A 23039-nucleotide genomic window follows, 5' to 3' on the forward strand; every position below is an offset into this window, starting at 1 on the left:
CCGAGCGCCGGCCCGCATCATCGCGTGTCGCGCATGATCTCGGCTCCCCCGTTCTCGCGGCAACAGCCACCAAAAGGCGCGAGTTCGCGGGAGGGGCCCCCGCCGGCCCCCCGCGCGGCACCCCCTCCCCCGCTGGCTCCGTTGCTGCTCAGCTCATCCTTTTCCGAAGCGATCCCCGATGCTGGCCGGGCAGTTTGTCGCCCGGAAGAAGCTCGTCGGGAACGGGTGGTTCCCGCGGGTCGGCCGGATCTCCATGGTCACGATCACGGGCGGCGCGGTCATCTGCCAGGTCACCGTGAACAGCTCGTCGTTGTCTTTCTGGGCGGTGGTCGTCCCGGCCTCGAAGAGGCGGAAGATCCCCCACGGCCCTTCGCGCACGAGCTCCTCGTCGAGCCCGCCCGCGCCGCGCACCTGGATCCTCGCGCCCTTGGTGCCTTCGCCCGGCCAGTTGAAGGTGTGCCAGAACTCCTTCTCGTTGCGATAGAGCCTCTTCTGGCCGTCGACCTCGAAGACCACCTCGCTCACGATCGGGCTGACCGTCTTCATGTTGATGTGGAAGACGACCTTGGGCTCCCCCCCGCCGCTGCTCCCGAAGAGCGCGTCGGAGATCTCGTCCGAGCGCCTCAGGCAGTTGTACAGGTTCGCGCTGAACGGCGTGAACGGCTTCGCCACCTGCGGCAGCCCCGACAGGTGCGCCTTCGGGAAGAACTCGTGCCCGACCTGGTAGTGGAAGCCCTTGAGGTACGTCTCGTAGAAGCCCCAGAGCACCCCGTCCTTCGGCTTGAAGAAGGCCATCGCGTCCTCGAGCGAGGCGTCGCGTGAGGAGGCGAGGTTGAACGGGTAGCGGTCCTTGATCTTGTCGCGGTAGTGCGGCCAGACCTCGACCTCCCAGATCCCGCTCGCCGCTCCGCCTGCGCGCCGCACGACCGCCTTGTACGCCTGCCGGAGGGGGTTCATGAGGAGCGGCTCCATCAGCCGCTGCCCGGTCTGGTCCATCGAGAGCAGGAGCCCCTGGGTCTCTTTCACCGCGTCCTGGAACGCCTCGGTGGCCTTCGAGGTGTCCGCGTCCGGCGGCCCGTCCTCGACGACGCTCATCTCCCCTGCGAGCCGCTCGAGGTGGCCGACGTACTGGCCGAGCTTGGGCGGGGGCGGCGGGGGCTGCCCTTCGCCTGCCGGCGGCTTCGGCACCCCGAAGCTCGACATCGACTCGAATTTGTCGGGCACCGGGTCGTAGTGCTCGCGCTGATCTCCCGTGAGAATCGAGTCGATCTTCACGCCCGTCCGCCGGTCGACCCTCTGGGCGATCATGTCCTTCGCCCGGTCGAGGATGCCGCCGTCCGCGGTCAGCACGCTCTTCTCCTCCTTCGGGAACTGCGTCTCGTCGGAGAGCCGCTGGAGCAGGCGCCGGTAGGGCCAGTCGGGCGTGGAGAGCACCCTGAACTCGTGGATCGCGTCCCGGTTCGTCTTCGGGACGTCGACCTGGATGTCGCGGAAGAACGCCTCCCACTGCGCGATGTACGCGTTGTCGTAGTCCTGCCGGACGCGGTCGAGCTCCTTCTGGATCTGGTCTCCCTGCCGCTTCTCGTCGCTCGAGAGCGGGAGCACCCAGAGCTCGCGCTCGAGCTTCTTCCTGCCCTCCTTCAGCGACTCGAGCACCTGCGCGTGCCCCTTCGTCGTGTAGGGCCCCTGCACCTCGAACCAGGTCCCGCCGCGGTTCTTCTGCGCGCTGTGGACGACGGTCAGCACCTCGGGCCGGTCCGCGAACATCTCGTTGAGCGACACCGGCGGGTACTTCAGGTTCTCCGGCGTGTTCGGCCCCGACTCGTCGTACTTCTGGTCGATCAGGCTCGTCACGAACTGGTCGTAGTAGCGCTTCGTCGGGTCGACCCGCAGCAGATCGGCGCGCGCCCTCGCGATGAGCGGCTCGTTCAGCTCCTCGGCCTCGAGCTTCTTGCGCCGCACGAGGTCGATGTAATACGCGACGTGCGGCGTGAGCCGCTCCTTGAGCTCGTTCTCGGGCAGATCGGTGAAGGGCTTCAGGAGGTCGGCCCAGACCTGGACGAGCCGCCCGGTCTGCCACCGCGCCGCCTGCTCGTCCATGTGCTCCTGGTAGTCCTTGCCGAGCAGAAGGTAGCTCCGCAGGGCGTTGTACCCGTCCAGGAACTCCCCCTCGCGCACCTTCTCGAGCTTCGCCTCGAGCTGCGCCTTCGCCGGGCCGACGAACCCCTGCTTCAGGCTCTTGATGTACTGCCCCATCGTCGGCGGGAAGAGCTTGTCCCCCTGGAACATGAACCAGCCGTATTCGATCGGCGTGCTCTCGACGTAGCGGTCGAGCAGCCCGACGTGCTCCTGCAGCCGGTCCAGCTTGTCGATGTTCGCGGGCACGTTCGGCGGCGTGCCGCTCCGCCCGGACCAGTCCACGAACGCGATCTCGTCCGAGATGCGCCGGGTCTCGGCGACGAGCGCCTTGTTGTTGAAGTACGAGATCACCGCCGGCAGGAGGAACAGGAGCGCCACGAGCGCCGCCGCCGCCGCCACCAGGATCCGCTGCATCCGCCGCCGCCGGAGCTCCGCCTCGCTGCGCGCCGCGAGGTCCTGATCCGGGAAGACGACGTTGGTGAAGACGTCGTGCAGGAAGAAGCTCTTCGACTCCTTCGGAGCCGCGGCGTCCTCCTCGCCCTCGCCGAGCCCCGCGCGCAGCCCGAAGGCCCGCCCCATCGCCCCGACCACGCGGTCGATCGGCCGCCCCTCCTGGACGCCGCTCGTGAAGTAGAACCCGCGCAGGATCGGCGTGGGCGCCGCGCCCGCCTTGGGCGCGAACGCCGCCGCGATGAAGTCCGACAGGTTGCGCTTCACCGCCGCGAACTCGAGCGGGAACTGGTAGCTCTTCTCCTTCACCTCGCGGTTGCGCTCGGTGATGAGCCGCTTCGTGAGGCGCGCGTGGAGCTTCTCGACGAGCACGTCGAACTCGCGGTCGAAGATCTTCCCGGGCTCGTCCTTGTTCTCGTCGAGCCGCACGGTGGCGCCCCACGCCTGGGCGCGCTCGCTCTTCTTCAGGTCGCCGAAGTACTCGGTGAAGCCCGCCACCATGTCGCTCTTCGTGAAGAGCACGTAGACCGGCAGGACCATGTGCAGCGTCTGCTGCATCTCGTCGATGCGCGCGCGGATCTTCTTGCCGGTCTGGTCGATCTGCTCGTCGCTCGCGTCGAGCAGATCGCTCATGCTCACCGCGACGATGACGCCGTTCAGCGGCTTGTGCTCGCGGTGCTGCAGCAGGGTCTCGAGGAACGCCATCCACTCGTCGTGGTCGTCGCTCTCGGTCGTGTACCGGCCTGCGGTGTCGAGGAGGATCGCCTCGTTCGTGAACCACCACTCGCAGTTCCTGGTGCCGCCGACGCCGCGCACGCCGGTGCGCTCGGGGTCGATGTACGGGAACACGAGCCCGGAGTGCCGGAGGGCGGTGGTCTTGCCTGCCCCGGGCGGGCCGACCATCACGTACCAGGGGAGGACATAGAGCGCGTCGGCGCCCCGCCTGCCACCGCCGAGCTTCGAGGCCTTGAGCGCGGCGATGCCCTCCTGCATCTGCCGGTTGAGCTCCTGGATCTCCGCGCGCCGCTCCGGCTTCGCGTTGATCACCTGCTCCTGCGCCTGCTGCGCGATCGCCTTCTCGAGCGCGCGCGCGGCGCGCGCCGCGCGGATACGCCTATAGACGAAGAGCCCGACGAGCAGCGCGACGACGACCGCCGTCGCCACGAGCGGGATCTCGATCGGGAACGACTCGGCCCCCTCCCCTGCCGGCGGGCGCAGCATGAACCACACTCCCCACACGGCAGTGAGGAACAGGGCGCTCAGGATCCACAGCCACATCGGAAGTCTCCCTCGGGAACAGCAGAGGACGGCGGAGTCGCCTACGTCCCCGTGCTGATCAGCTTCTTGATCTGGTCGGCCACGCCCTCTGCGTCCGAGGCCACGACGAGCCGGAGCACGATGACCACGAGGACGGCCAGCACGAGCAACCCGAGCGCGATGGCCAGGTAGGGCAGCTCGCGGCGCACCGCGTTGGCCCCGCCGTCCTTGCGCTCCGCGTTCGGCGCGAGGGCCTCACCGCCGCCCTCGGCGACAGCGACGTGGTTGCCCACGCCCTCGATGACGGCGCCGAGGCCCTCCTGCTGGCGCAGACGATATTTCCCCTGGAAGCCGAGGGCCAAGCAGAGGAAGTAGATTTGCGCGACGTGGTTCCTGCCGCGCTGGCCGTAGAGGTTGTCGAGGTTCGTGAAGAACCCGTCGCCGGCGGTGTTCAGCTGGAAGAACTGAAACTGCAGCGGGTTCTGGAGCCACTGCGTCCTGCCCGGCCAGTTCGAGTTGAAGATCACCTCGTCGGCGAAGGCCGCGAGCGCGAACTTCGCGTCGATCATGTCCTGCTCGGGGATGCGCGCCTCCCGCCCGTTCTGCATCATCGTGTCGAACAGGCCGAGGACGCGCCGCTGAAGGATGTCGGGCGCCGGGAGGTCGCGCGAGTTCCTGAGCTGCAGGATCAGCGAGAGCACGTCGGAGCACACAAAGTACATCGTCTGCGAGAGGCTCATGGGCTCCTCAGCCGGAAGGGGCGGCCTGACACGATCACTTTCCTGCCGGGACGGCGATCAGCCGGAGATCGACCTTTTGCGGTTCGATCGGCTGGTAGATAGCGATCGTGCCAGAGCCGAGGATATCGTTCCAGTAATCGCCGTTCTGATTGACGCGGAGATACACGAGCCCCGGCTTGACCGGGATGGCGCCCGGCGGCCGGTACTCGATGGCGACGTTCACGCCGGGCGTCGCGGAGTGCAGGATGTGCCCGATCTGCGTCCACGAGCCGATCTTGAGCAGGCGCGGGAGCCGCTCGCGCAGCGTGGCCTCGTCCGTGCCCTTCGCCTCGAGGAACATCTCGTGGCTGCGCGGCAGCTTCGGGTCCTCGAACCTGCCGAGGTACATGCCATCCTCGCGCTTCTCGAGCGGCACGATGACGAACTGATCGGTGACGAGGCCGCTGATGAGCGCGACCGCCCTGTCGAACATCGGGTCGAAGACGCCATCGAGCTCGAGGTAGTTGAACTTGGGGATCGTCGTCGGGTCGCTGTCGGCGGCAGCGAAGGTGCAGAGCTCGCCGATGAGCGAGCCGAGGACGACGTAGCACTGCTCCGGGTGCGCCCCGCCGTGGTCGACGAAGTGCGACACGATCGGGATGTACGAGTTCACCGTGTGGAGCAGCCAGAACTTGGTGAGATCCGAGGCCTGGAAATCGACCGACGCGGCGGTGCGCATGCGGCGCCCCTCGACGAGCGACTTCTGCTTTCCGACGAGCGCCGAGAGCACGCGGCGGAGGCCCGACATGATGTGCTCCGACGTGCTGATGCGGAGGACCGACGGGATGAAGCTCTTCCGGAGGGCGATCGCGCCGGCGCTGTCGCGGACGAGCTGCGCGATGCGCACGGTCTGGTAGGCGTCGCGCGGCTCGGTGCCGAAGAGGAGCCGCAGGTTGGTGCGGGCCCACGTCACCGATTGCTCGTTGCGCCCGGAGTTCACGTCGGGGACCGTCGTCTGGGCGGCCACGAACCGCTGGGCGGGGCCCGCCTTCGCCGGGTCCAGGCTGATGTTCGCGGCGGTCTCGCGCAGGTTCGGGATACCGAGGAAGACGTCGAGCGTCTTCAAGGCCGCAGGGAAGGCGCCCTCGAGCGGCCTCGCCTCGACCTGGTCCTCGCCGCGATCGCCGATGAAGAACGGCGTCCCGTCGGGGAAGACGCCGTGGCATTTGACCACCTTGAACTGCCCCGCCGAGAGGGCGCGCTCATCGAACTGGGCGGACGTGATGCCCCAGTCGTAGCCCACGACGGCGTGCAGGCGCGCGTGGAGCAGCGTCTCGTGGTAGGCGTCCGTTTGCTGCAGGTGCTGAGGGGTCATGAAGAGCCCCTCGGTCCAGACCGGCTTGCGCGGGTGAATCATGTCGCCCGTCCAGTCTTATCAGATGTGCCGTGCACGGCGTCGCGAAAGCGGGTCGGGCGCGGGGAGCGCCGACGCTGCGCTGCGCGCGTCGGGCCGCTCGTCGTCGCCGGGAGCATCTCGGTGACGTCGCGTGGACCGCCGCTGCGAGGGCGACCTGGGCGCGCCATGGCCGTCACTTCCCCGGGCGGGCGGGCGCCTCTGGCGCGGCCGCCTTCTTCGGCAGGCTGAGCCGGCGAACGGCGCTCGCGTTGGGGAACATCGACTCGTCGAACTCGACCCCGTTGTCGATCTTCGTCGAGTCGATGAAGAACGCGACCCGCGGGTCGGCCACGGGCGGACCTGCGTCGGACTCGCGGCCGCCGCACTGCGCCTCTCCGGGCGGGAGCGGGAACTCGTAGAACGTCTTCCAGCTGTTGCCCTTCGGGCTGTGGAACAGGGCGGCGCCGACGAGGTGGCTCGCCTCGGGAAGGCGCTCGAACTTCACCTCGACGAGGTCGTTCGGGAAGACCTCGACCTCGTCGACCTTGGCGAGGTCGTCCTCGAGCGTCTCCTTGTCCTTGAGGAGGATCTGGTCGTACGTCGCGTTCTCCATGCGCGCGCTGCTCTTCAGCTGGTAGAGCCGCACGACGACGGGCCGCGGGTTCCCGTTCTCGTTGGGGTTGATGTTGTCCGACGCGTAGATCGAGAGCGTCACGATCTGGACGTCGCACGGCTCGGGGGCCGCGGGCGGCGGCGCGGCGGACGTGCAGCCCGAGACCGCGGCGGGCAGCGCGGCGCCGAGGCTGACGGCCAACGTCGCCGCCGCGATGGCCGCGGCGACCTTCGCCGGGGCCGCCCCGCGGAGGAGCGGCGCCGGCCCACGTCGAGGCCCCGGCCGGCGCGCCGAGCCCTCCCCTTCGGGGGAGGGCGAACGCGGCTCCCCGATCCACATCGAACGCTGTAGGAGCTTGGCGAACGGGACCATGCTCCGCCCAATTTATGCGGAGTCTCGCGGCCCGTACAACTTTCGGTGAGCGAGCGGCGTCGATCAGTCCGAGAACGCGATCGTGAAGTTCTTCTCGGCGTCCACCCCGATCTGGAGCCGCTTGGGGAGCGGCCCCTCCGCCATCTTCTCGAGGACGGCGACCGAGAGCAGCGGCAGGAGCGACGCCCGGAGGATGTGATCGATGTTGCGCGCCCCCGTGTCGACCTCGGTGCAGCGCGCCGCGATCGTGTCGACGAGCGCGTCCGAGTACGACGCCTCGATCCGCTGGCTCTTGCGCAGGCGGTCGACGAGCGCGTCGAGCTTGAGCCGGGTGATCTCGCCGAGCGCGTCGGGCGAGATCGGCAGGTACGGGACGGTCGTCATGCGCGCGAGCAGCGCCGGCTTGAAGTGAGCGGAGAGCGTCGGCTTGATCGCCTCGACGATCTCCTTGATGAACTCGCCGTCCGCGTCGAGGCGCCGCGCCGGGTCTTCTTCCCGCGCGGCGACCGTCATGTTCGTGATCTTGTCGGTCGCGAGGTTGCTCGTCAGGATGATGACCGTGTTCTTGAAGTCGACGAGCCGCCCCTCGCCGTCGCTCAGCATGCCCTTGTCGAACACCTGGTAGAACAGGTTCATCACGTCGGGGTCGGCCTTCTCGACCTCGTCGAGGAGCACCACCGTGTAGGGCCGCTGGCGCACGGCCTCGGTCAGCATGCCGCCCTCGCCGTAGCCGACGTAGCCGGGCGGCGAGCCGATGAGCCGGGAGACGGTGTGCTTCTCCTGGAACTCGGACATGTTGATGACCGTCATCATCCGCTCGCCGCCGAACATGAGGTCGGCGATCCCGAGCGCGGTCTCCGTCTTGCCGACGCCGCTCGGCCCGACGAGCAGGAACACGCCCTGCGGCGTGCTCAGCGGCTTCAGGCCCGCGCGCGCGCTCCGGAGCTCCTTCGAGATGGTCACGATGCCGTGCGTCTGCCCCTTGATCCGCCGGGTCAGCCGGCCCTCCATCTCGAGGAGCGCCTTCACGTCGTCCTGGACCATCTTGCCGACGGGGATGCCCGTCCACGCCGCGACGACGCTCGCGACCATGGCCTCGTCGACGTCCGGCCGGACCAGCGGCACCTCGCCTTGGCTGTGCTTGAGCTCGTCGAGGGCCTTGACCACCTCGCGGCGCGCGGCGTCCCGCTCCTCGCTCGTCTTGGCCTCGTCCATCTTCTTGCGGGCGTCGATGACCCGCTGCGTGCCCGCCGTCTCCTTCGCGTACGCGGCGCGCACCGTCTCGAGCTCGGCCTTCGCCTTGGCGAGCCTGTCCTTCAGCGCGCCGACCCGGTCTTGATCGATGTGCACGCCCCGGTCGCGATCCCGCTCGAGCGCGCTGAGCTCGGTCTCGGTGTTCACGATGAGGATCTCGGCGTCCTCGACCGCGGCGGGGCGCTGCTGCAGCGCGACCTTCACGCGGGCCGCGCAGGTGTCGAGCAGGTCGACCGCCTTGTCCGGCAGCTGCCTGCCGGTGAGGTAGCGCGCCGACAGCCGCACCGCCGCGGTCACCGCCTCGTCCTGGATGATCACGTTGTGGGCCTGCTCGAACTTCGGCCGGAGCCCCCGGAGCATGACGACGGCCGCCGGCTCGCTCGGCTCGTCGACCTTCACCGGCTGGAAGCGCCGCTCCAGCGCCGCGTCCTTCTCGAAGTATTTCTTGTACTCGCTCCACGTCGTGGCCGCGATCGTCCGCAGCTCGCCGCGGGCGAGCGCCGGCTTGAGGAGGTTGGCCGCGTCGCCGCCGCCTTGCTGGCCGCCCGCGCCGATCAGCGTGTGCGCCTCGTCGATGAAGAGGATGATCGGCTTCGACGACCCCTTCACCTCGGCGATCACCTGCTTCATCCGGTTCTCGAACTCGCCCTTCACGCCGGCCCCTGCCTGGAGCAGCCCCATGTCGAGCCCGAGGATCTCGACGCCTTGCAGGAGCGGCGGCACCTTCGGGTTCTCCGGCGTGCTCTCGACGATGAGCAGCGCGAGCCCCTCGACGAGCGCCGTCTTCCCGACGCCCGCGTCGCCGACGATGATCGGGTTGTTCTTGCGCCGCCGCGCGAGGATATCGATGACCTGCCGGATCTCCCGCTCGCGGCCGAAGATCGGATCGATCTGCCCCGCGCGGGCCTTGCCCGTGTAGTCGACGCAGAACTTCGCCAGCGCCGAATCGGGCCCGGCGCTCGCCATCCCGGCCGGCAGCTTCCCGGCGCCGGGCGCGCCTGCGCCCGCCGAGGCCGCGGCGGCCTCGGCCTCCTCCTTGGAGCCGGAGACGATCTTGGGGAGGTTGTTCTTGAGATCGTCTTTCGAGATGCCCTCGAGGTACGCGCCGATGCTGCTCACCGAGTACCGGGTCGGCTGCTGGACGAGGCGCTGGAAGAGCACGCCGCTCCGGACCCGCTGGTAGCCGTACTCCATGGATCCGACGAGATAGGCGTCCTGCATCCACTCGAGCATCGTCGGCGAGAGCACAGGCCTCCCGGCGTTGCCTTTCCTCAGCTCTTCCAGGCTGCGCTGGAGCGCGGCGCGGAGGTGCGACGGGTCGAGATCATAGTGGGATACGAGAAACGCAATGTCCGAGTTCGCGTCATCGAGCAGCGCGAGGAGCAGGTGCTCGAGCGTGACCTCGTAGTGGCGCGCGTTGACACACTGGCCAATCGCCGCCTCGAGGGCAGAGGTGCAGTTCTTTGTGAGTCGCTTGACGATGGCTTTGGTGTCGACGAGCTGCATGCGCGGCATGCTAACCGAGTCGCGCCCTCGTCCGAAAGCGCCTCGTCAGCCTCGCCCTTTGCGCTTCTTTTCCGCGGCCTCCGGAGCGCGGTCCTCGGCCCCGCTGGCCTCTCCGCGCTCCCTCACCGCCGGCCTGGCCCCGCCGCGGCTCGTCTCGCCGCGCGGCGAGCCCCCGCGCGACGCCGGCGAGGCGTCAGGGGCGCTGTCGCCCTTCTCCTGCGAGGCGAGCGGCTCGGCGGACGCGACGCGGTCCACCATGTCGGGCCGTATCCGCAGCTTCAACAGGGCGCCGACGCGGAGCTTCTGGTCCGGCTCAATTCCGTTATCGCGCGCGACGTCCTCGACGTCGATGACGAACTGCCTCGCCACGCCGATCAGGGTATCGCCGGCCCCGACGCGGTAGAGCATCACCTCGCGCGCCGATCGCTCTCGCGCTCGCGCTCGCGGGCCGCGCGGACGCAGCGGAGCATCGGCCGCGTCGTCGTCGGAGGTGCCCTCCGCGCCGTCGTCGAGCGACGACACGGCCACGGGATCGCGCATCGAGCGCCGCCTGCTGAGCGCGGGCCGATCGTCGTTGTCCGCGGCCGCCGCCTCCGCCGACCGCCTCCGCGCGGGCTTCGGGAGGAGCGCCAGCAAGCTCTCGTCGTCCCGGCTCCCCCTCCGCGGCGTGAAGTCGCGCCCGCCGAGCAGGTCGACCGGATCGAGGATCGACGCGTCGTCCGTGGCGAGCTGCTCCGTCGAGAGCATCGCGGGCAGGGCGGCCTGCGCCCGCGCCAGCGTGTCCGACGGGACCATCACGAGGAAGTCTCCCCGCCCGGGCGGCACGCGATCCCCCAGGATATCGGGGTTCAGCTTCCGCAGCGTCGAGGTCCCGACGCCGGCGGCCTTCGCCAGCGTCTTGAGCGGCGTCCCCGGGGACACCGCGATCTCGGCGGCGTCGACCGGCCGGCTCACCGCGACCTCATCGAACCCGAACCGCTCCAGGTTGTTCGCCACGATCGCCGCCGCCCCGATCTTCGGCACGTACGCGGCGGTCTCCGAGGGGATCGCCTCCTGGCGCGCCAGCTCGTTGAAGTCCGACGTCCCGTAGCGATCGATGCGGTCGAGCAGCTGCTCGTAGCCCATGTTGTAGGCGGCGAGCGCGAGGTCCCAGCTGCCGAAGCGCAGGTAGAGATCGCGCAGGTGGTGAGCCGCCGCCTGCGTGGCGAGGCGCGGGTTCTTGCGCTGGTCGAGGTGCCGCGTCTGCTGGAGCCCATACACCTCGCCGGTGGCGGGCATGAACTGCCAGAGCCCGACGGCGCCCGCCGGCGATTTCGCCCTCGGATCGAAGCCGCTCTCGATCATGGCCACCCAGATGAGATCCTCCGGCAGCCGTCGTTCCCTGAGCTCGGCCTGGACCATCTCCTGGTAGCGCCCGCTCCGCTTCAGCCACGTCTCGAACATCTGCCGCCCGCGGTCGGTGCGCGTGAAGAAGCGGACGTACTTGAGCGTGCGGCGCGACACGCTGAGCCGGAGGTCCGGCAGCTGCAGCTTCGAGAGCGCCTCGGCCCCGGCCGAGTCGAGGTCGTCCACGTCGTCCGCGTAGCTGCCCTCCGCGGAGAACGCGCGCGGCGGCCGCGAGAAGCTCGGCCGATCGAGCTCGCACGCGGCGCCCTCCCGCGCGTCTCGCCCCGCGGCCTCGCGCAGCCGCCACAGCTCCCGCGACTCGCCCCCCGGCCGCGCTGCCGGCGCGTCGAGCCCGCGCGCAGGCGGCGCGTACGTCGGCGGCGCCGCCGCCGCGAGCGCCGCGACCGGCGGCGTGGCCCGCGCAGCCCCCGCCCCCATCTGGTAGGTCGACACCGCCGACTGGACCGACGTGATCGCCGACTGGGGCGCCGCCATCCCGACCCCGTAACCAAACGCCAGGGCCGAGACCAGGGGAGGGATCTTGTGGACGAGGCTCATGTGTGTGGTTTAAGGTCGCACCATGTAGGCAAACCGGTCAACAAACCGGCCGGCCCGGGTGGGCCGGGCGTGGCGGGCCTCTGGGTGGGCCGCGTGGTGAGGATGGCCGTCAGGCACTCCCGTCCGGAGGAGCGGGTCTGCTAGTCTGCACCCATGCCGGCGGCGCTCTCGGCCCGCGTGTCCGACACCCAGGCCAACCAAAGCTTCGACGCTTCGTTCGAGCGCTTCCCTGTCCGGATCGGCAGGAACCAGCTGAACGATCTACACATCGACCGGCCCTACATCTCCCAGTTCCATGCGGCGGTGGACGTCCGCGATCGCCGGATCCTCGTGCGCGACCTCGGCTCCACCAACGGGACGATGTTCGCGGGGCACCGGCTGGCGCGTGACACCTCGGTGGACGTGAGCGGCCAGCCGGAGATCACGATCGGCCCGATCCAGATCCGGCTCGCGATCATCGAGGCGCCGCTCAAGTCCGAGAGCCCGAACGACGGAACGCTGCTCGGCACGGGCGGGGACAACCTCTCCGCGCTGCTCGGCCCGCAGAAGCGCGCAGCTCCCGGCGGAGAGGACCCGTACCTGCGTCAGGTCGTCCCGTACCTGGAGGCGTACCGGACCGCGTGGGCCGCGGTCTACCGGATGATCTGGGATCACCTCGCGCGCCTCCCGCACGACGCGCGCCAGGGCTACCTGCGCCGGCTGGGCGAGGAGCACCCGAGCGTGCTCGCGGAGCGGGATTTCCAGAAGATCGCTCAGTACTACGGCGTCGACTACCGCACGCTCGGCGAGCTGGCCCCGGCGAACGCGGCGTTCGCTGCGCTCTCCGAGCTGGCGGGCGCCCTCGCGCCCGGCGCGAAGGCCCCGGAAGACGTGGCGGGCATCGTCAACTTCGCGCGTCGGCTCCGCGACACGATGGAGGTCTTCCTGAAGTGCTTCGTGAGCCTGCGCGACGGTTATCAGGAGTTCGAGGCCGAGGTGCTGGCCCGCGATCGCTCCGCGGAGACGGACAAGGTCGCGAACGCGCAGGACGCGAAGGAGCTCGGCACGGTCCTGCTCACGCCGGTCGGGGGCCCGGACGCCGCGCGGCACCTCCACGAGATCTTCGTGGATGTGATGAGCCACCAGATCGCGCTGCTGAACGGCGTGATGGGGGGCGTGAGGTCGCTGCTCGTGAAGCTCTCCCCGAAGACGATCGAGGAGAAGCTCGAGCGCGCGGGCAAGAAAGGCGGGCTGTTCTCGAACAGGTACGAGGAGCTCTGGAAGCTCTACGAGCGCCGCCACGGCGACTACTCGGGCGAGGACAAGGAGACCTTTCGGGAAATATTTGGCGAGCAGTTCTCTCGGGCGTACGCTGCGACCGCCGCAGAGGACTATGGGTCGTCCGGCGAGTCGGGAGGCCGGAGCATCGTCCGCTTCCCCGGCTCTGGGAATCCGAACAAACGCTAGCGCCCCAAAACGGCGGGGCTTCGCGCGGTGAGCCGCGCCTTGGGCTCGCCGATCTTCGCCGGAGGCGCGGCCGAACGCGAGGCGCCGTTCATGCGAATCAGGGAGAAAGTCGTAGCAGCAGGATGTCTGGCCGTCTCCGCGTACCTCCTCGCCCCGGGCGAGGCGGCTGCGCAGACGACGGTGCGACGCGATGAGAACTGGGCCACGGTCTCGGACGTGAGCCTCGTGCTGGGGACCTCGGTCGTTTTCCTGATGCCGCGAGTCTATTACAGCGATCCCGAGTCCACGGTCGGCTGGAAGGGGCGCTGGCATTTCTCGGTCCTGGCGCCCGCCATGACGATGACGGCGCTGACGCTGCTCGTGGACCTGCCGATCAAGGGCGCGCTCGAGTCGCCGCGCCCTGGCTGCTCGCTCGACGAGACGAATACGGCCCTGGCGGGCTCGAACTGCGAGTCGTTCGGTGGTCCATCGACGCACGCCTTCGCCTCGTGGGGCGCGACGGGCGCGGGCACGGGCATCTTTCTGGTCGACACGTTCCGTTACTCGTCAGGCCGCTTCAACGCCGGCGGTTTCATCGGCAATGTCGCGTTCCCCCTCACCGCCTCGGTGGTCACCTCGATCGCCCGCGGCGTCGCTCCTGGCGACGCGGAGGCGCACGAGAACGCCGGTCAGATCGCGATCGGCGGCGTCACCGGTTTCCTGAGCGGCCTCGCGATCGGCACCGCGTACGCGATGTTCCAGCGCCCCAACTGCGGCTACGGCAACGCGCTGTTCTGCTGGTAGCCGCCGCGCCTCGCCGGCGAGCTTCTCTCCCCTCGCCGGCGAGCTTCTCCCCCTCGCCCGCAGGCTCCCCTTCCCCGCGCTGACGGGCCTCCCTCCCCCTCCGCTGGCAAACCTCTCTCCCCGTCGCTGGAGCGGCCAGGGGGCCGGAGTGGAGCGCGGGGGGGGGCGTGCGGGGACGGGCCGATGTCCGCGCAGACCCACGCGCGCCTCGTCCTCGCCGTGCGCGGGCGCGGGCGCGGCGCGCGTCCTGCGAGTTCGGCGGGCACCCGCCCGCCCCCCCGCGCTCCACTCCGGCCCCCTGGCCGCCGCTGCTGTTCTAGTCTTGTCCGACGACGCGCTCCCAGAGCGGATCGTTCGACGAGAAGAGCGTATCCCGCTCCACCCGGAGGAATCGCTGGAACTCGACGCGGCGGAGCTCGCGGTCGCTGTCGCGGTTGCCGTCGTCGTGCTTCACGATCTTCACCCGCACCTGCTCGAGCAGCTGAATGCCGTTCGGTTTGTAGGAGACGTCGGTGCGCAGCACGTAGCGTGCGTAGAGCCCGCGCTCGGTGACGGAGGGCACCACCGCCGTCCGTTCCAGGTCGACGGATGCCGCCTCGATCAGCCGTCCCCGCCGCGCGAGGTAGAAGTGGGCTCGTTGTCGGCAGTCGTCGGGATCTGGGCAGTCTTTCGTTTCGGCCACGACGAGGTTGTCGTTGCCGAGGCGCACCGGGGACAGCTTGGTCCCCTTCGAGGGTGCGCGGAAGCTGCCGACGCCGTAGACGTCCGCGCGATCGCCGGCCGCTCGCACGAGCGCCACGAGGCCGCCCTCGTCGCCGTTCTCGAACTTGAGGACGCGCACCCACACCGCGCGAAGCCCCTCCGGCCCGGAGCGGATCTCGACCTCGTCGGGGTCGATCTTGCGCGGCCAGCCGGACTTCGAGATGCCTCCGCGCAGCGTCTCGTTGGCGAACACGTAGTGGCCGGTACAGTCGACGTCGGTCGGCCCGATCCCGCGTTCCTCGCTGTAGCTGGGAATGACGACGCTCAGCCACTGGTCGGGGTCGAGGGTGCGAACGGCCGCCTTGCCGCCTGCCCCGCGCCGCGCGGGCGGCAGCTGGGTCGTGCACACCGGGATCGGATTCTGCTTGCGTGTCTGGAGCTCGCCGTGTGGCTGCTCAGGGTACGATCCGCAGCCCGCGAGGGCGGCGGCGAGCCCCAGGCCGACGACGGAGCCGAAGCGAACGATGCTCACGTGCTCTTCGTATCACGCAAGGCCTCGCCGAGGCGAGTTCGCGACCTAACCGTCTGGCCGGCCAACGGCGCTGGCCGGCCAACGGCGCTGGCCGGCCAGCTCGCCTCGTTCGCCGAGTCGGCTGCCGCGCGCATGCCAGATCACGCTGCCTCCCCGCGCGTCGTCACGTTCCCCACACATCCGCAACGCGATGGACATGCCCGCGCCCTCTTATCGAAGCGAGCGCTCCGCGACGGAATATTGCGTGCCCTCGGGAAACCAGACGCGGATCAAAACCGAACCAAATGCCAAAAAACCAGCGCTGCTCTGGGACACAAAAGTCTTGACGCTCCCATATAGGGAGTTACCTTCTGGACTCCCTGAGACGAACAGGGGGTAGAGATAGGATGAGAGTCTTATCTCTATGTCTCTCAACTCCTACTCCCGAGGGGGCGAACCTTCTGCCAGCGCGCAATGGGGCGTAGACTGAGCCCAGGGGGCGAGTTCTCGAAGGAAGAGGCATCTGATCATGGCGTTGCAATCTCATCTCAAGCTGAAGGGCGTTACGCAGGGCCCCATCGACGGCTCGGTCACCCAGAAGGGTCGCGAGAAGACCATCGCGATCATCGCGGTGAACCATCAGGTCGTGAGCCCGCGTGACCCGGCGACCGGGCTGCCCAGCGGGAAGCGCCAGCACAAGCCCTTCGTGATCACGAAGGAGCTCGATAAGTCGACCCCCCTTCTTTACAACGCCCTGGTCAACAACGAGAGCATCCCGGAGTGGGAGCTCAAGTTCTACACGCCGGGCACGGCGGCCTCGAAGAACGTCGGCAAGGAGCAGAACCACTACACGGTGAAGCTCATCAACGCGACCGTCGCGAGCATCGACTTCATCATGGATAACACCCGCAAGGATGCGCAGACGCCGGAGTACGAGCGGGTCGCGTTCACGTACCAGAAGATCGTGTGGTCGTACGACGACGGGGACGGCGCCCGCGAGGCGACGGACGACTGGGAGACGCCGCAGTAGTCGCAGTAGTCGCAGCTAGCTCCTGATGTCTCCTCGCGCCGGGCGGCCTTCGGGTCGCCCGGCTGCGTTTGTTGCCCTGAAGTCGGGGTGCCAGCGGGGTCCCCCCAATTCAGGCATGGCCATCTCGCGTAGCAAGATCAGAATGTTGGCATGCCCCTCCACGCCTACCTCAGACTCACCGGCGAAAGACAAGGGGAAGTCAGGGGATCCGTCACCCAGAAGGGGCGAGAAGGTAGCATCCTGATCACCCAGGTATTCCACTCGCTGGTGGGGCCGCGCGATCCGGTGACCGGGCGCCCGACGGGCAAGCGGATGCACAAGCCCTTCATCGTCACGAAGGACCTCGATCGGTCCACCCCGCTCCTCCTCAGCATCCTCAGCCACAACGAGAACATCCCCAGCTGGGAGCTCCAGTTCTACAGGTCGATCGCGATCGGCGTCGAGCGGCCGATCTTCACGGTCCAGCTCACGAACGCGAACATCTCGAGCATCCAGTTCCACATGCTCAACGTGAGGAACCCGGTGCAAGCGCGCGTGCCCGAGCAGGAAGAGGTCGCGTTCACGTACCAGAAGGTCGTCTGGACCTGGAACGACGGGGGCATCTCCGCGGAGGACGACTGGCTCACCCCGCGCTGAGCGCGCGGGCTTCCGCTCCGGGCGCGAGCTGAGCTACGATCCCGCCGTGGCCGGCGCCTCCCTCCTCACCCGAATCGTGCACGCGGCCGACCCGCACTCGACGGAGCGGCGCACCTACCGGGATCACGACCTCGAGTCGGCCATCCTGACGCACCTCGGGCACATGCTGAACACCCGCCAGGGCAGCTCGCTGACCTGCCCGGACTACGGCCTCATGGAGGTGTCGGAGGTGCTGCACGAGTTCCCCGAGGCGATCGGCCTGGTGCAGCGCTCGCTCAAGAACTGCATCCAGGCCTACGAGCCGCGGCTGAAGAACGTGCAGGTCCGGCACCTGCGCAGCGACGCGATCCAGTCGATGGTCCTCGAGTTCGAGATCACCGCGCAGATCCACTTTCCCGACGGCCGGCGGCAGGCGCTCCGGCTCGGCGCAGCCGTGGATCAGAGCGGCAACGTCCGGATGACGTAGCTCTTGTCCGGCGGCCTGACGCACGGCGGTTGACAGACTTCGGCCCCGGCGGTCGACTGGCGGTGGCGAGAGGATGTTCAACAAGTACTACCAGGACGAGCTCACCTACCTGCGGGATCTGGGGCGCGAGTTCGCCGCCGCCTACCCCGGGATCGCGCCCATGCTCGCGGAGAAAGGCGGCGACCCCGACGTCGAGCGCCTGCTCGAGGGCGTCGCGTTCCTGACCGGCAAGATCCGCCAGAAGCTCGACGACGAGCTCCCCGAGGTGATCCACTCGGTCGCGTCGCTGCTCTTTCCGCACTACCTCCGCCAGATCCCGGCGACCTCGATCATCGAGTTCACGCCGCTGCCCAACGTGGTGCGCGAGAAGCTCGTCGTGGCCCGGCACGCGGAGGTCGGGTCGGTCCCGGTCGACGGCGTCTCGTGCCGCTTCCGCACGACCCAGGACGTCGAGCTCGTCCCGCTCGCGGTGGAGGACGTGCGCGTCGACACAGGTGCGCAGCTCGCGCAGACGCTCCGCATCGAGCTCCGCCTGACCGGGGGCGCCGCGCTGTCGGGCCTGTCGCTCTCCTCGCTGCGCTTCTACATCCACGGCGAGCGCAGGCTGCAGGACGACCTCCGCCTCTGGGTCGGGGCGCACGTCGACACCGTCGCGCTCGCCGCGGTGGACGCCGCCGGGCGCGACACGACGATCGCGTCGCTCCCGGCGCGCGCCGCGCGGCTCACCGGCTTCACCGACGAAGAGTCGCTGATCCCGTACCCGAAGACGGTCTACCCGGGGTTCCGGCTCCTGCAGGAGTTCTTCACGCTCCCGCAGAAGTTCGCGTTCTTCGAGGTGACCGGCCTGCAGGCGCTCTCGGCGGAGCGGATCTCCGACCGGTTCGCGATCCTGCTGCAGTTCAAGGACGGGCTCCCGCCGGGCACCCGGATCGGCAAGGAGAACCTCCGGCTGTTCTGCTCGCCCGTCGTGAACCTGTTCGAGCACACGAGCGATCCGATCAAGCCCGAGGCCACCAAGCACGAGTACCTCTGCCGCCCGGCGGGCGCGGCGCCCGCGGCCTTCGAGATCCACAGCATCGACAAGGTCGTCGGGATCGCCCGGCGCACGAGCCAGCGCGTCGAGATCCCCTCGTTCTTCAGCTTCCAGCACGAGCTCGATCCCGAGGCCGCCGCGCGGACGATCTTCTACCAGGCGCACCTCCGCCCGGCCGCCATCGGCGACGGCATCGACATGTACCTCTCGTTCGGCTCTCCGCAGGACGCGGGGGCCCTCCCCGAGTTCGACGTGATCAGCATCGAGGCGACGAGCACGAACCGCCGCCTGCCGGCGCAGCTGAAGCAGGGCGACCTCAGGGTGCCCACGGCGACCTCCCCCGCCGTGGCGAGCTTCACGAACCTCACCGGCGTCACCGCGCCGCTCCCGCCGCCGCTCGGGCGCGAGCTGCAGTGGCGCGTGCTGGCCCACATGGCGATGAGCTACCGCTCGATCACCGAGCTCGAGGTGCTCCGAGCGACGGTCGATCTCTACAACTTCCAGGCGATCATCGATCGTCAGGCCGCGCGCGCGAACCAGCTCCGCCTGGCCGCGATCAAGTCGATCCGCGTGCGGCCGACGGATCGGCTGTACCGCGGGGCGCCCGTGCGCGGCGTCGCGGTCGACATCGAGCTCGACGAGGGCGGGTTCGTCGGCGAGGGCGAGATGTACCTGTTCGCGAGCATCCTGAACGAGATGCTCGGGTCCTACGTCTCGTTGAACTCGTTCACGCAGCTGACGGTCACCGGCACGAATACACGCGTGGTGCACAAATGGGACCCGAAGAGCGGCAGCCTGACGCTGATCTGAAGGAGGCGATCCCGTGAGCGCCGACCCCGTCGCGCTGGAGACGCTCCGGCGTTTCGAGAAGACCGCGCCTCGCTTCTCGTACTACCGCCTCATCTACCTGCTGGAGCGGCTCTTCCCTGCCGCGCCGCCGGTGGGCCAGCTCGGCCCCGTGAAGGACGAGCGCATCCGGCTGCGCGGCGACCCGTCGCTCATCTTCGCCTCGAGCGACGTGAGCGAGCTCGCGCCGGTCAAGTCCGCGGACGGCGTGGAGCGCGCCCGCGTCTCGACCACGTTCCTCGCCCTGTACGGCTCGGTGTCGCCGCTGCCGGCGTACTTCATCGAGCAGATCGCGCAGGCCGACTACCAGGGCGGGCCGCAGCCGATCCGCGAGCTCCTCGACGTCTTCCACCACCGGCTGCTGTCGCTGCTCTACCGCGCGTGGACGAAGTACCGGCTGCCCGTCACGTACCGCAAGCAGGGCGCCGATCCCTTCTCGCGCCGGATGCTCTGCGCCGTCGGGATCGACGGCTTCCGCGACTACGGGACGCCGCTCGATCGCTTCTTCTTCCTCCGCTACGCGTCGGTGCTCGCCTCGAAATCGCGCTCGGCGAGGAACCTGGAGACGGTCCTCTCCGAGATGCTCGGGAACATCGGCGTGAAAATCGAGCAGTTCGTCGGCCACTGGACGAAGATCGAGAAGCCGTTCAGGAACAAGCTCGGCGTGATGAACCATCAGCTGGGCGAGAGCCTGACCCTGGGGCGTTACGTGTTCGACGGCTCCGGCCGCTACAAGGTCGTGCTCGGCCCGGTCGGCTACGACGAGTACCTCTCCTTCTTGCCTGGGGGCCAGCGTCAAGAGCTCGTCCGCGGCGTCATCGAGACGTTCACGCCGGGCATCCACGACGTGATGCTCGAGATCCACGTGGACACGGAGGAGGCGCCTCGGTTCCAGCTCGGCTCGCCGCGCGCCGCGACGCTCAAGCGCACCGCCTGGATCGGCGGCTCTGCCGCGGAGCGGCTCGTGATCACGATCCCCCTCGACGACAAGCACCTCGCGGGCAGCGAGGACGACGACGACGAGGATCGGGGCGAGCCCCCGCCGATGTGAGCGAGGCCGAGCGGCGCCGCGGCGCCGCGGCGGGCGGCCGTGAGGTGCGGCTGCGCTCTCGGCGCACGCTCGCGCCCTGCGCCGCCATGGCGCGCGCTGCGCCGCCATGGCGCGCCCTGCGCCGCCATGGCGCGCCCTGCGCTCAGTACACGGTGAGGCTCTGCAGCGCGGCCGTGATCTCGTCGGCGTTCGCGTCGACGTTCTCGTGGTGCACGATCTGCACGAGCAGGATGCGGTGGGGGCTCCGGAGCAGGATCTCGTGGGCGAAGGCATCCGAGACGGGCTTCGACGGGACCTTCGCCTTGACGAGGTAGCTTCGCCCCTGCGTGTTCGCCGTGGCCACGGGCGCGCGGCCGGAGAGGATCTCCGCGCCCTGCTCCTCGAGGTCCGCCTCGTAGCGCTTGAGCACGTCCGGCCACGGATCCTCGGGGCTGTCGATGCGCTCGTAGATGGAGAACAGGAACTGCCGCGGGGACTGGTACGTGATGAAGCGGTGCTCGGGCGTGTAATCGGCGCCGCCGACGTTCCAGTCCATCGGGCGGCTCATGCGGACGTCGCCGTTCATGAGGCCCACGCCGATCCTGCGCGGCACCCGCTCGGTGGCCGGCGCGTCGAGCGGCGGGAAGTACACCTCGAAGCTCGACTTGTCCTTGCTCAGGAGCCCGCTGGCGCCGTGGAGATAGAAGACGTCGTCCTGCTTGGGGGCGGTGGGCGACCCGCCGCAGCCGGCGAGCAGCGCGATCGCAGCCACGGCCGCGCAGGCCGCTCCGGCGCGCCCCGCTCCGGCGGCGAACGGGCGGCGGGCGCGGAAGGCGGGGGCGTGCGCGAGCATCGGCATTCCGAGGTGCCTCATCGGGGGGAACTCTAGGCCAGCGAGGGCGCGCCAGCCAAATGTTCGCCGAGGAGTTTGCCCTCGGGGTGCCCGGCATTGAATGATTGCCCGGCCCGGGCAGCGCTGCGCCCGCCGATCGAGGCGGTACCCCCGTGCCGCGAGAGAGCCATGTCCAACGAAAGCAAACCGAGTCGCAAGGGCGAGCCCGCCGGAGCACCGGCCGCGAGCGCGCCGAGCCTCCCCTCCCACCGCACGAGCCAGGGCCGCGAGCGTCCGGCGCCGAGCCGCCGCGCGCCCCGGCGCCCCGCGCTCGCGGCGGCCTTCGCGCTTGCGCTGGGGGCCCCGGCGTGCAGCGGCATCGACGCCGGCGTGGAGTACCCGAGCGACCTGCCCGCGATCGATCGGTACCTCTTGACTCCCGAGAACGGCCCCGAGGCGCCGCTCGCGCTGGGTGAGTTCAAGGTCGGCCCCGAGACGTGCAGCGGCGTCGACACGCACCCGGTCAACCAGAAGCTCTCGCCCGAGGATCTCAGCCGCTTCCTCGCGGCGCAGGGCGCCGGGAGCATCACCCCGAAGCTGGCGAGGTCGAACCTGTACTGGTTCGACTTCCCCGCGCGCGACAACAAGTCGTTCGTGCGGCTGCGCCTTGCGGTGCTCGAGGACTCCAAGCGCGCGACGCAGGATCTCCACGACGCCGTGCTGCAGCACGGGCCGGGCTGGTGGGGCGTCCGCCGATCGAACCTCGCCGTGCTCGCGCCGAAGGCGAGCCTCCGGGAGGCGATGGCGTTCGCCATCAAGTACAAGCTCGTCTGCTGGGGGATGTTCACGTACGCGGCCAACGACGACGCGTACGTGGTTCCCGGGCCGTACGCCGAGCTGTGAGCGGCGCTCTCGGGCGGCGGCGCGCGCTGCGCCGCCTCGCCAGGCGACCTCTGCGGATCTGGCCCATCCGCAGGCAGACCGCGTAGACTGCGCCCATGCGCCGTTACGTCTTGCTCGCCGCCGCCGTCTCTCCGATCCTCGCCATGGCCGGAGTCGTCTCTGTGCCCGGTTGCGGCGAGGAGTTCGAGGACGTCTGTGCGTTCCTCAAGGATCCCAACAGCTGCTACCGGACGTTTCATGTCGAGACCGACGCTCGGTGCGCGGTGCCGCGCGAGGGGGACGAGCCGACGGGCCAATTTGCCAGCCGGGAGACGCTCGACGTCTGCTTCCTGAAGAGCGGCGGTCAGGTCGTCTTCGATCCGCCGCTCGATCTCGCGGCGTTCCCCCCGACGAACCTCGCGTTCAAGCGCCTCGACGCCCAGGCGCAGGAGTGCGGCTCATTCACGTTCTCGGGGGAGTTCAACTACTCGGTGTCCATCGCGTGCAGCCCGGACGACGTGGAGGCCGGCGTCGCGAGCTGCGCCGACGCCGGCACACCGGCCGCGGACGGCTCCGTCAGCGTGCGCGGGACAGCCGCCATCACGACACCGGACGGCCGCGACACCCTCGACGTGAGCTGCGCAGACGGCACGACACACCACTTCAACCGGATCGACGCCGAGAGGAAGTGCGCGGATTACGAGCAGCTGCTCCCGAGGGCCGTGCTCAGGACGAGCCTGGGCACGCAGCCCCCTCCGGACGTCGGCCCGGCCGCCCCCGAGGGATACGAGGGCTTCATCTCCTTGAGCGTCCACTACCCGCCCCGCGACGCGACCCTGAACGGCGACGGGCAGCTCGTGGGGGGCACCGAGGCCGAGGTGGTGGAGTATTTCTACTGCGAGTTCCCTGCGCCGCCCGCGCTCTGCTTCAACGGCGTGAAGGACGGCCCGGAGACCGACGTCGACTGTGGAGGCACGCTCTGCAAAGGGCGATGCGGCGATGGGCAGTCCTGCATCATGGGAAGCGCCCAGAGTGACTGCGCGGATGGATTGGAGTGCACCCTCGTGGATGGCTTCTCCAAGTGCGCGGCGCCCGCCGGGAGCGCCGACGCGAGCGGCGCCGGGGGTGCGACCGGCGCAGGCGGCTCGGGCGGCGCAGGCGGCTCGGACGGCGCCGGCGGCCAGTAGCCTCG

General features: G+C 69.4%; 17 protein-coding genes. 9 read left to right on the forward strand and 8 right to left on the reverse strand.

Annotated features, from left to right (window positions below; all coding sequences use genetic code 11):
* Positions 1-153: 153 nt before the first annotated feature.
* The 6 genes from tssM to WME90_RS26060 form a co-directional block, all read right to left on the reverse strand.
* Positions 154-3867, reverse strand: coding sequence for a type VI secretion system membrane subunit TssM (gene tssM / locus WME90_RS26035; protein ID WP_437274697.1), 3714 nt, complete (start codon positions 3865-3867; stop codon positions 154-156).
* Between the two features lie 41 nt (positions 3868-3908).
* The gene (locus WME90_RS26040) at positions 3909-4586 is read right to left on the reverse strand and encodes a DotU family type IV/VI secretion system protein (protein WP_437274698.1); all 678 of its coding nucleotides are present in this window, start codon (positions 4584-4586) and stop codon (positions 3909-3911) included.
* Positions 4587-4620: 34 nt separating this feature from the next.
* Entirely contained in the window at positions 4621-5982 is a 1362-nt protein-coding gene (gene tssK / locus WME90_RS26045) for a type VI secretion system baseplate subunit TssK (protein WP_437274699.1), read from the reverse strand.
* Between the two features lie 172 nt (positions 5983-6154).
* Positions 6155-6946, reverse strand: a complete 792-nt coding sequence (gene tssJ / locus WME90_RS26050) for a type VI secretion system lipoprotein TssJ (protein ID WP_437274700.1) — start codon at positions 6944-6946, stop codon at positions 6155-6157.
* A gap of 63 nt (positions 6947-7009) precedes the next feature.
* Positions 7010-9715, reverse strand: a complete 2706-nt coding sequence (gene tssH, locus WME90_RS26055) for a type VI secretion system ATPase TssH (protein WP_437274701.1) — start codon at positions 9713-9715, stop codon at positions 7010-7012.
* Positions 9716-9751: 36 nt separating this feature from the next.
* The gene (locus WME90_RS26060) at positions 9752-11650 is read right to left on the reverse strand and encodes a transglycosylase SLT domain-containing protein (protein WP_437274702.1); all 1899 of its coding nucleotides are present in this window, start codon (positions 11648-11650) and stop codon (positions 9752-9754) included.
* A 153-nt stretch (positions 11651-11803) separates the two neighbouring features.
* On the opposite strand from WME90_RS26060, the gene WME90_RS26065 reads away from it, so the two are divergent.
* Both WME90_RS26065 and WME90_RS26070 read left to right on the forward strand, forming a co-directional pair.
* Positions 11804-13096: a type VI secretion system-associated FHA domain protein gene (locus WME90_RS26065; protein WP_437274703.1), complete on the forward strand. Its 1293-nt coding sequence runs from the start codon at positions 11804-11806 to the stop codon at positions 13094-13096.
* A 90-nt stretch (positions 13097-13186) separates the two neighbouring features.
* Positions 13187-13879: a hypothetical protein gene (locus tag WME90_RS26070; protein ID WP_437274704.1), complete on the forward strand. Its 693-nt coding sequence runs from the start codon at positions 13187-13189 to the stop codon at positions 13877-13879.
* A 316-nt stretch (positions 13880-14195) separates the two neighbouring features.
* On the opposite strand, the gene WME90_RS26075 is transcribed toward WME90_RS26070, so the two are convergent.
* A complete protein-coding gene (locus WME90_RS26075; RefSeq protein ID WP_437274705.1) occupies positions 14196-15113 on the reverse strand; it encodes a hypothetical protein in 918 nt (305 codons plus the stop codon).
* Positions 15114-15621: 508 nt separating this feature from the next.
* Between WME90_RS26075 and tssD (WME90_RS26080) the strand changes: the two genes are divergently transcribed.
* The 5 genes from tssD (WME90_RS26080) (at position 15622) to tssG (ending at position 20154) form a co-directional block, all read left to right on the forward strand.
* Complete coding sequence (gene tssD, locus WME90_RS26080; RefSeq protein ID WP_437274706.1) at positions 15622-16122, forward strand: type VI secretion system tube protein TssD; 501 nt, start codon at positions 15622-15624, stop codon at positions 16120-16122.
* 150 nt (positions 16123-16272) lie between these two features.
* A complete protein-coding gene (gene tssD / locus WME90_RS26085) occupies positions 16273-16758 on the forward strand; it encodes a type VI secretion system tube protein TssD (protein WP_437274707.1) in 486 nt (161 codons plus the stop codon).
* Positions 16759-16804: 46 nt separating this feature from the next.
* Positions 16805-17224: a type VI secretion system baseplate subunit TssE gene (gene tssE / locus WME90_RS26090; RefSeq protein ID WP_437274708.1), complete on the forward strand. Its 420-nt coding sequence runs from the start codon at positions 16805-16807 to the stop codon at positions 17222-17224.
* Positions 17225-17297: 73 nt separating this feature from the next.
* Positions 17298-19067 carry a type VI secretion system baseplate subunit TssF gene (tssF, locus tag WME90_RS26095; protein WP_437274709.1) on the forward strand — a complete coding sequence of 590 codons (1770 nt, stop codon included), beginning with the start codon at positions 17298-17300 and terminating at the stop codon, positions 19065-19067.
* A 13-nt stretch (positions 19068-19080) separates the two neighbouring features.
* Positions 19081-20154, forward strand: a complete 1074-nt coding sequence (gene tssG, locus WME90_RS26100; protein WP_437274710.1) for a type VI secretion system baseplate subunit TssG — start codon at positions 19081-19083, stop codon at positions 20152-20154.
* 142 nt (positions 20155-20296) lie between these two features.
* Here the strand turns inward: tssG and WME90_RS26105 are convergent, their stop codons facing one another.
* Entirely contained in the window at positions 20297-21007 is a 711-nt protein-coding gene (locus WME90_RS26105; protein ID WP_437274711.1) for a hypothetical protein, read from the reverse strand.
* Between the two features lie 147 nt (positions 21008-21154).
* Between WME90_RS26105 and WME90_RS26110 the strand changes: the two genes are divergently transcribed.
* On the forward strand, positions 21155-21868 hold the full coding sequence (locus WME90_RS26110; RefSeq protein WP_437274712.1) for a hypothetical protein: 714 nt from the start codon (positions 21155-21157) through the stop codon (positions 21866-21868).
* A 95-nt stretch (positions 21869-21963) separates the two neighbouring features.
* The gene (locus WME90_RS26115; protein ID WP_437274713.1) at positions 21964-23034 is read left to right on the forward strand and encodes a hypothetical protein; all 1071 of its coding nucleotides are present in this window, start codon (positions 21964-21966) and stop codon (positions 23032-23034) included.
* The last annotated feature ends 5 nt before the right edge of the window (positions 23035-23039 follow it).

Origin of the sequence: Sorangium sp. So ce375 (assembly GCF_051473855.1) — a bacterium.
Classification (GTDB): Bacteria; Myxococcota_A; Polyangia; order Polyangiales; family Polyangiaceae; genus Sorangium.

Coding starts and splice junctions, on each gene's coding strand:
- tssM (WP_437274697.1), bottom strand. CDS start 3,867: ATGTGGCTGTGGATCCTGAGCGCCCTGTTCCTCACTGCCGTGTGGGGA.
- WME90_RS26040 (WP_437274698.1), bottom strand. CDS start 4,586: ATGAGCCTCTCGCAGACGATGTACTTTGTGTGCTCCGACGTGCTCTCG.
- tssK (WP_437274699.1), bottom strand. CDS start 5,982: ATGATTCACCCGCGCAAGCCGGTCTGGACCGAGGGGCTCTTCATGACC.
- tssJ (WP_437274700.1), bottom strand. CDS start 6,946: ATGGTCCCGTTCGCCAAGCTCCTACAGCGTTCGATGTGGATCGGGGAG.
- tssH (WP_437274701.1), bottom strand. CDS start 9,715: ATGCCGCGCATGCAGCTCGTCGACACCAAAGCCATCGTCAAGCGACTC.
- WME90_RS26060 (WP_437274702.1), bottom strand. CDS start 11,650: ATGAGCCTCGTCCACAAGATCCCTCCCCTGGTCTCGGCCCTGGCGTTT.
- WME90_RS26065 (WP_437274703.1), top strand. CDS start 11,804: ATGCCGGCGGCGCTCTCGGCCCGCGTGTCCGACACCCAGGCCAACCAA.
- WME90_RS26070 (WP_437274704.1), top strand. CDS start 13,187: ATGCGAATCAGGGAGAAAGTCGTAGCAGCAGGATGTCTGGCCGTCTCC.
- tssD (WP_437274706.1), top strand. CDS start 15,622: ATGGCGTTGCAATCTCATCTCAAGCTGAAGGGCGTTACGCAGGGCCCC.
- tssD (WP_437274707.1), top strand. CDS start 16,273: ATGCCCCTCCACGCCTACCTCAGACTCACCGGCGAAAGACAAGGGGAA.
- tssF (WP_437274709.1), top strand. CDS start 17,298: ATGTTCAACAAGTACTACCAGGACGAGCTCACCTACCTGCGGGATCTG.
- WME90_RS26105 (WP_437274711.1), bottom strand. CDS start 21,007: ATGAGGCACCTCGGAATGCCGATGCTCGCGCACGCCCCCGCCTTCCGC.
- WME90_RS26110 (WP_437274712.1), top strand. CDS start 21,155: ATGTCCAACGAAAGCAAACCGAGTCGCAAGGGCGAGCCCGCCGGAGCA.
- WME90_RS26115 (WP_437274713.1), top strand. CDS start 21,964: ATGCGCCGTTACGTCTTGCTCGCCGCCGCCGTCTCTCCGATCCTCGCC.